The 9,288-nt window shown below is 75.9% G+C and carries 2 protein-coding genes; both read left to right on the top strand.

Annotated features, from left to right (window positions below):
* Positions 1–2,781, top strand: a 2,781-nt coding sequence (locus AB4039_RS41370; RefSeq protein WP_442273212.1) for an SDR family NAD(P)-dependent oxidoreductase, incomplete at its 5' end; no start/stop codon positions are given.
* A gap of 58 nt (positions 2,782–2,839) precedes the next feature.
* The coding region (locus AB4039_RS41365) for a type I polyketide synthase (protein ID WP_442273211.1) at positions 2,840–9,288 on the top strand (6,449 nt) is incomplete at its 3' end.

Below are 9,288 nucleotides of genomic sequence, written 5' to 3'. Positions count from 1 at the left end.
GCCCTGGACGAGCTCCTCGCGGCCTGCGAGGCCGACGGCGTACGGGCCCGCCGCATCAACGTCGACTACGCCTCGCACTCCGCGCAGGTCGAGTCCATCCGCGACGAGGTCACCGGCCTCCTCGCCGGCATCGAGCCGCGCACCGCCGAGATCCCCTTCTTCTCCACCGTGACGGGGGAGTGGGCCGACGGCTCCGAGCTGGACGCCGCGTACTGGTACACCAACCTGCGCACCACCGTCCGCTTCGAGGAGGCCGTCCGCAGCCTCCTCACCGCCGGCCACGGCCTGTTCATCGAGGCCAGCGCCCACCCCGTCCTCACCATCGGCGTCCAGGAGACCATCGATGCCGCCGAGGCACCGGCCGCCGCGTCCGCCGTCACCCTCGCCACCCTGCGCCGCGACGAGGGCGGCCCGCAGCGGTTCCTCACCTCCCTCGCCGAAGCCTGGACCCGCGGCGCCGGCGTCGCCTGGCCCACCGTCTTCCCCGACGGCGCACAGCGGGTCGACCTGCCCACGTACGCCTTCCAGCACCGCCCCTACTGGCTCGACGCCACCCCCGCCGACCCGGCGGCCCCCGCCGACCCGGCGGCCCCCGCCGTCGCCGCGCACGGCGGCGACGAGGTCGACGCCGCCTTCTGGGCGGCAGTGGACAGCGGCGACCTGGCGCCCCTCGGCGTCGGCGCCGACCAGCCCCTCGGCGAGGCCCTGCCCGCCCTGGCCGCCTGGCGCCGCACCCGCCGCGAGAAGTCCGCGATCGACTCCTGGCGCTACCGCACCGTGTGGACGGTCGCCGAGACCGCCGCACCGCGGCTGACCGGCACCTGGCTGATCGTGGAGTCCGAGGGCGGCGACGACGCGCTCGCCGCGGCCGCCGCCGACCGCCTCGCCGACCGGGGCGCCCGCACCGTCCGCGTCCCCGTCGACGTCTGGGCCTCCGACCGCTACACCCTCGCCCAGCAGCTCCACCAGGAACTCACCATCGAGGGCGAGGACTCCGTCACCGGGATCCTGTCCCTGCTCCCCCTCGACGAGCGCCCCCACCCCGACCACCCCGAGCTCCCGCTCGGCCTGGCCGGCACCGTCACCCTCGTCCAGGCGATCCTCCAGGTCCGTGAACTCGCCGAGTTCGACGCCCCGGTGTGGGCCCTCACCCAGGGCGCCGTCTCCGTCGGCGACTCCGACCCGCTGACCAGCCCCGTCCAGGCCGCCGTCTGGGGCCTGGCCCGCGTCCTCGTGCAGGAGCACCCGCGGCTGTGGGGCGGCATCGTCGACCTGCCGCAGCAGCCCGACGAGGAGGCCTGGAACCGGCTCGCCGGCGTCCTCACCGAACCCGGCGACGAGGACCAGCTCGCCGTACGGTCCTGGAACGTCCTGGTCCGCCGCCTGGTCCGGGCCCCCCTCGGCGACACCGGACCGGCCCGCACCTGGCAGCCGTCCGGCACCGCCCTGATCACCGGCGGCACCGGCGGACTCGGCGCGCAGACCGCCCGCTGGCTCGCCCGCGCCGGCGCCGAACACCTCCTCCTGATCAGCCGCAGCGGACCCGACGCCCCCGGCGCCGCCGCCCTCGAAGCCGAACTCACCGCCCTCGGCGCCCGGGTCACCCTCGCCGCCGCCGACGTCAGCGACGCCGCCGCCCTGGCCGCCGTCATCGACGCCGTCCCCGCCGACGCCCCGCTGACCTCGGTGTTCCACACCGCCGCCGTCCTCGACGACGGCATGGTCGACTCGCTCACCCCCGACCGCATGGAGCGCGTCCTCGCCGTCAAGGTGCGCGGCGCCCTCAACCTCCAGGAACTGACCCGGGACAAGGAGCTCACCGCCTTCGTCCTGTTCTCCTCCTTCGGCGCCGCCTACGGCTCCGCGGGCCTGGGCAACTACACCCCCGGCAACACCTTCCTCGACGCCCTCGCCGAGCAGCGCCGCGCCCTCGGCCTGCCCGCCACCGCCGTCGTGTGGGGCACCTGGGAGGGCAGCGGCATGGCCGACAACGGCGTCGGCGAACGCGCCCGCCTCCAGGGCGTCTGGGAGCTCCCCCCGGAGCTCGCCACCGCCGCGCTCCAGCAGTCCCTCGACCACGAGGAGACCGCCCCCGTCATCATCGACATCCGCTGGGACAGCTTCTCGCTGGGCACCAACACCGAACGCAACAGCCCCCTGTTCGAGATGGTCCCCGAGGCGGCGCGGCTCCTCGCCCGCGCCGAGGCCACCGCGGCCGCCGAGGCCGAGGAGGCCGACGGCGCCGCCGACGCCCTCCTGCACCGGCTCACCGGCCTCCCGGCGGCCGAGCAGGACCGCCTCCTGCTCGACCTCGTCCGCAAGCAGGCCGCCTCCGTCCTCGGCCACGGCACCACCGGCCCGGAGGCCCTGGCCGCCGTAGGACCCCAGCGGGCCTTCCGCGAACTGGGCTTCGACTCCCTCAGCGCCGTCGAACTGCGCAACCGGCTCGGCGCCGCCACCGGCCTGAGCCTGCCCTCCACCCTGGTCTTCGACCACCCGACGCCCGTCGAGCTCGCCGCCCTGCTGCGCACCGAACTCCTCGGCGACACCGACGGCCTGGACCCGCTGCTCGACGAGATCGACCGGCTCGGCGGCGCCCTCGCCGCGGCCGCGCAGGCCACCCCCGAAGACCGCGGCCGGATCAGCGGCAGGCTCCACGCGCTGCTCGCCGCCTGGAACGCCACCGGAGCGGACGCGGCGCCCGCCTCCGACGCCGACCTCGACTCGGCCTCGGACAGCGAGCTCTTCGACCTGCTCGACGACGAGTTGGAGACGCAGTGACCCCGCGCCCGCAACGACCGCGCCGTGTTGGCTTCCCGTTCCCGGTAGGTGAGTGACGTTGAGCACGAACAATGAAGAAAAGCTCCGCGAATATCTGAAGCGGGCCACCGCCGACCTGCGCAACGCGCGCCGGCGCGTCAAGGAGCTCGAAGAGCCCGAGCCCGTCGCCATCGTCCGCATGGCCTGCCGCTTCCCCGGACAGGTCGGCACGCCCGAACAGCTGTGGGACCTCGTCGCCGACGGCCGCGACGGCATCGGCGGCTTCCCCGAGGACCGCGGCTGGGACCTGGACGCCCTCTACGACCCCGACCCCGACCGGATCGGCACCTCCTACACCAAGCAGGGCGGGTTCCTCCGGGACGTCCCGCGCTTCGACGCGCAGCTCTTCGGCATCTCGCCGCGCGAGGCGCTCGCCATGGACCCGCAGCAGCGGCTGCTGCTGGAGACCTCCTGGGAGGTCCTGGAGCGCGCCGGGTACGACCCGACGTCGCTCAAGGGCAGCCGCACCGGCGTGTTCGTCGGCGCCTCCTCCTCCAGCTACGCCACCGACCTCGACTCGGTCCCCGACGACGTCGAGGGCTACCTCGGCACGGGCAGCGCGGCGGCCGTCGTCTCCGGCCGCCTCGCCTACACCTTCGGCCTGGAGGGGCCGGCCGTCACCGTCGACACCGCCTGCTCCTCCTCCCTCGTCGCCCTGCACCTGGCCGTGCAGGCCCTGCGCCAGGACGAGTGCTCCCTCGCCCTGGCCGCCGGCGTCACCGTCATGTCCACCCCCGGTCTGTTCGTCGAGTTCAGCCGCCAGCGCGGCTTGGCCGCCGACGGCCGCTGCAAGGCCTTCGCCGACTCCGCCGACGGCACCGGGTTCGCCGAGGGCATCGGCGTCCTGCTGCTGGAGCGGCTCTCGGACGCCCGCCGCAACGGACACGAGGTCCTGGCCGTGATCCGCGGCTCCGCCGTCAACCAGGACGGCGCCTCCAACGGCCTGACCGCCCCCAACGGCCCCTCCCAGATCCGCGTCATCAAGCAGGCCCTCACCAACGCCCGCCTCGGCGCCCAGCAGATCGACGCCGTCGAGGCGCACGGCACCGGCACCACCCTCGGCGACCCCATCGAGGCGCAGGCCCTGCTCACCGCCTACGGGAAGAACCGCCCCGAGGACCGGCCGCTGTGGCTCGGCTCCGTGAAGTCCAACATCGGCCACACCCAGGCCGCCGCCGGCATGGCCGGCGTGATGAAGATGGTCATGGCCATGCGCCACGGCCTGCTGCCCCGCACCCTCCACGTCGACGCGCCCACCAGCCAGGTCGACTGGTCGGCCGGCTCCGTACGGCTGCTGCGCGAGCCCGTCGAGTGGACCTCCCGCGACGGCGGCCCGCGCCGCGCGGGCGTCTCCGCCTTCGGTGTCGGCGGCACCAACGCGCACGTCATCCTCGAACAGGACGCCCCCGACGGCCCGGACGCCGACGCCGAGGGCGCCGCCGCCCCCGCCGCCCCGGCCGCCGTCCTGTCCACCCCGCTGATCCCGTGGCCCCTCTCCGGCCACACCCCGGGCGCCCTGCGCGCCCAGGCGGACCGGCTGCGCGCCTTCGCCGGCCGGGAGGACGCGCCCGGCCCCGCCGACGTCGCCCACTCCCTGGCCACCACCCGCGCCGCCCTGGAGCAGCGCGCCGTGGTCGTCGCCGTCGGCGACCACGGCTTCCAGGAGGGCCTCGCCGCCCTCGCCGACGCCGCACCCGGAGCCACCACCGTCGTCCAGGGCGCCACCCTGCCCGGCTCCGGGGTCGTCCTCGTCTTCCCCGGCCAGGGGTCCCAGTGGGCCGGCATGGCCGTGGAGCTGTACGAGGCCTCCCCGGTGTTCGCCGCCCGCCTCGACGCGTGCGCCGAAGCCCTCGCCCCGCACACCGACTGGTCCCTGCCGGCCGTGCTGCGGCAGGAGGCCGGCGCTCCCGGCTTCGACCGCGTCGACGTGGTCCAGCCCGCCCTGTGGGCGGTCATGGTCTCCCTCGCCGAGCTGTGGCGGGCCGCCGGGGTCGTTCCGGCCGCGGTCGTCGGCCACTCGCAGGGCGAGATCGCCGCCGCCGCCGTCTGCGGCGCCCTGTCCCTCCAGGACGCGGCGAAGGTGTCCGCGGCCCTGGACGAGCTCCTCGCGGCCTGCGAGGCCGACGGCGTACGGGCCCGCCGCATCAACGTCGACTACGCCTCGCACTCCGCGCAGGTCGAGTCCATCCGCGACGAGGTCACCGGCCTCCTCGCCGGCATCGAGCCGCGCACCGCCGACACCCCCTTCTTCTCCACCGTCACCGCCGGATTCCTCGACGGCACGGAACTCGACGCCGAGTACTGGTACACCAACCTGCGCACCACCGTCCGCTTCGAGGAGGCCGTCCGCGCCCTCCTCGCCGAGGGCCACGGCATCTTCGTCGAGTCCAGCGCCCACCCCGTCCTGACCGTCGGCGTCCAGGAGACCATCGACACCACGGCCGCCGCCGCCGTCACCCTCGGCACCCTGCGCCGCGACGACGGCGGCTCGCGCCGCCTCCTGACCTCCCTCGCCGAGGCCTGGGTGGGCGGCGCCGGCGTCGACTGGGCCACCCTCGTCGCCCCGCACGGCCCCCGCACCGTCGAACTGCCCACCTACGCCTTCCAGCAGCAGCGGTACTGGCTGGAGGCGGCCGATGCCGCCCCCGCCGATGCCGCGACCCTGCCCGCCGACGAGGCCGAGGCCCGCTTCTGGGACGCCGTCGAACGCGAGGACCTCGAAGCCCTCGCCGGCACCCTCGACCTGGAGGAGCGCCGCTCCCTGGGCGAACTGCTGCCCGCCCTGTCCTCCTGGCGGCGCCGCCGCCGCGAGCGGTCCACCGTCGACTCCTGGCGCTACCGCGTCTCCTGGGACCGCCTCCCGGAGCCCGCCCCCGCACCCCTGACCGGCACCTGGCTGGTCGTGCTGCCCGCCGACCCGGCCCACGAGTCCCCGGCCGCCGACTGCGCCGCCGCGCTCGCCCGGCACGGCGCCTCGACCGTGACCGTACGCGCCGGCGGCACCGACCGCGCCGCCCTCGCCGAACTGGTCCGCACCGCCGTCGCCGGCACCGAGGTCACCGGGGTCCTCTCCCTGGCCGGCCTCGGCGCCGACGGCGCCCTGCACGGCCTCGTCCTGGTCCAGGCCCTCACCGACGCCGGCCTCACCGGCGCCCCGGTGTGGACGGTGACCCGCGGCGCCGTCTCCACCGGCCGCTCCGACGAAGCCCCCGACCCCGCCCAGGCCCAGGTCTGGGGCCTGGGCCGGGTCGTCGCCCTCGAACGGCCCCGCGGCTGGGGCGGACTCGTCGACCTGCCGCGCGCCGCCGACGACCGCGCCCTGACCCGGCTCGTCCAGATCCTCGCCGGCGGCGCCGGCGAGGAGGACCAGATCGCCGTCCGCGGCTCCGGCACCTTCGGCCGCCGCCTGGTCCGCGCCGCCCTCGACGACCGCGAACCCGCCCGCGACTGGCGCCCGCACGGCACCGTCCTCGTCACCGGCGGCACCGGCGGAGTCGGCGCCCACGTGGCCCGCTGGCTCGCCGCCGCCGGCGCCGAACGCCTCCTGCTGGCCGGCCGTCGCGGCCCCGACGCCCCCGGCGCCGACGGACTACTCGCGGAGCTGCGGGCCCTGGGCGCCGAGGCCGAAGCCGTCGCCTGCGACGTCGCCGACCGCGACGCGGTTGCCGCGCTGCTGGCCTCCGTACCCGCCGCCACCCCCCTCACCGCCGTCGTCCACGCCGCCGGAGTCCCCCAGTCCACGGCCTTGGAGGAGGTCACGCCCGAGGAGTTCGCGCGGGTCCTCGCCGGGAAGGCCGCCGGCGCCACCCACCTCGACGAACTCCTCGGCGACACCGCCCTGGACGCCTTCGTCCTGTTCTCCTCCAACTCCGGTGTCTGGGGCGCCGCCGGCCACACCGCCTACGCCGCCGCCAACGCCCACCTCGACGCGCTCGCCGAACACCGCCGGGCCCGCGGCCTCACCGCCACCTCCGTCGCCTGGGGCGCCTGGGGCGGCGGCGGCATCATGGAGACCGCCGGCGCGCAGGAGTACATGAGCCGCCGCGGCGTCCTGGAGATGGACCCGGTGACGGCCCTGTCCGCGATGGTCCAGGCCGTCGAACACGACGAGGCGTTCGTCGCCGTCGCCGACGTCGACTGGTCCCGCTTCGCGCCCGGCTTCACCGCCACCCGGCCCAGCCCGCTGCTCACCGGCATCCCCGAGGCACGCAAGGCCCTCGACGCCGTCCGCCCCGACGAGGACACCGACGCGGACGACCCGGCCGCAGAGTTCGCCCGCCGCCTGCGCCAGGCCCCCGAAGGCGAACGCGACACGATCCTGCTCGACCTGGTCCGCCGGGAGGCGGCCGCCGTCCTGGGCCACCCCTCCCCCGACGCGATCGAGCCCGGACGCGCCTTCAAGGCCACCGGCTTCGACTCGCTGACCTCCGTCGACCTGCGCAACCGGCTCACCGCCGCCACCGGCCTCACCCTGCCCGCGACGATGGTCTTCGACCACCCCACCCCCCAGGCCGTCGCCGAACTGCTGCGCACCGGACTCCTCGGCGACGAGGACACCACCGCCGAGGCCGCCGCCCCGGTCGCCGCCTCCGACGAGCCCATCGCCATCGTCTCCATGAGCTGCCGCTATCCCGGCGGAATCACCTCGCCCGAGGACATGTGGCAGCTCGTCGCCGAAGGCCGCGACGCCATCGGCGACTTCCCCACCGACCGGGGCTGGAACCTCGACGGCTTCTACGACCCCGACCGCGCCAAGGCCGGTACGAGCTACGTCCGCGAGGGCGGCTTCGTCGACACCGCCACCCACTTCGACCCCGGCTTCTTCGGCATCTCGCCGCGCGAGGCCCTCACCATGGACCCGCAGCAGCGCCTCCTCCTGGAGACCGCCTGGGAGGTCTTCGAACGGGCCGGCCTCGACCCGGACACCCTCAAGGGCAGCAGCACCGGCGTGTTCATCGGCRCCGGCTACCCCGGCTACGGCCACGACGTGCAGATGCCCGAGGGCTCCGACGGCCAGATGCTGTTCGGCGCCTCCGCCGCCGTCGCCTCCGGCCGCCTCGCCTACACCTTCGGGCTGGAGGGCCCGGCCGTCACCGTCGACACCATGTGCTCCTCCTCCCTGACCGCCCTGCACCTCGCCGTGCAGGCCCTGCGCACCGGTGACTGCCGCATGGCGCTCGCCGGCGGCGCGATGGTCATGTGCTCGCCCGGTGTCTTCATCGGCTTCAGCCAGCAGGGCGGACTCTCCCCGTCCGGCCGCTGCAAGTCCTTCTCCCAGGACGCCGACGGCACAGGCTGGTCCGAGGGCGTCGGCGTGATCATGCTGGAGCGGCTCTCCGACGCACAGGCCAACGGCCACCAGGTCCTCGCCGTCATCCGCGGTACGGCCGCCAACCAGGACGGCGCCAGCAACGGCCTCTCCGCCCCCAGCGGGCCCGCCCAGCAGCGCGTCATCCGCGCGGCCCTCGCCGACGCGGGCCTCGACCCCGCCGACGTCGACGCCGTCGAGGCGCACGGCACCGGCACCACCCTCGGCGACCCCATCGAGGCACAGGCCCTGCTCGCCACCTACGGCCAGGCCCACACCGCCGACCGGCCCCTGTGGCTGGGCTCCCTGAAGTCCAACCTGGGCCACTCCCAGGCCGCCTCCGGCGTCGCGGGCGTCATCAAGACCGTCATGGCGCTGCGCCACGGCATCCTGCCCAAGACCCTCCACGTCGCCGAGCCCGCCCACGAGATCGACTGGGCGTCGGGCGCCGTGGAACTGCTCACCGAGGCCCGCCCGTGGCCCGAGACGGGCCGCCCGCGCCGGGCCGGCGTCTCCTCCTTCGGCGGCAGCGGCACCAACGTCCACGTCGTCCTGGAGCAGGCGCCGCCCGCCGACGAGCCCGCCCGCGTGCCCACCGTCCCGGCCTTCCCGGCCGCCGCCCTGCCCTGGATCGTCTCCGGGCGCGGCACGGCCGGCCTGCGCGGCCAGGCCGAGCGGCTGCGCGACTTCGCCGGGGCCGAGGACGCCGAGGCGCTGCGCCCGGTGGACGTCGCCTGGTCGCTGGCCACCACCCGGGCCGCCCTGGAACGCCGTGGCGCGGTCCAGGCCGACGACCGCGAAGGACTCCTCGCCGGGCTCACCGCCCTGGCCGAGGGCACGGCCGGTGCCGGCGTCACCGAGGGCGCCGTCGTCAAGGGCACGGGCCGCCCCGTGTTCGTCTTCCCCGGGCAGGGTTCCCAGTGGGCGGGGATGGCGGTGGAGCTGTACGACGCCTCGCCGGTGTTCGCCGCCCACCTCGACGACTGCGAGCGGGCCCTTGCCCCGCACACCGACTGGTCCCTGCTGGACGTGCTCCGCCAGAAGGACGGCGCGCCGGGCTTCGACCGGGTGGATGTGGTCCAGCCCGCGCTGTGGGCGGTGATGGTGTCCCTCGCCGAGCTGTGGCGGGCCAACGGCGTCGTTCCGGCCGCGGTCGTCGG

Source organism: Streptomyces sp. M-16 (assembly GCF_052114405.1).
Taxonomy (GTDB): Bacteria; Actinomycetota; Actinomycetes; order Streptomycetales; family Streptomycetaceae; genus Streptomyces.
Note: the sequence above shows the minus strand (reverse complement) of the source record. Positions and strands in the feature narration are given on the sequence as shown.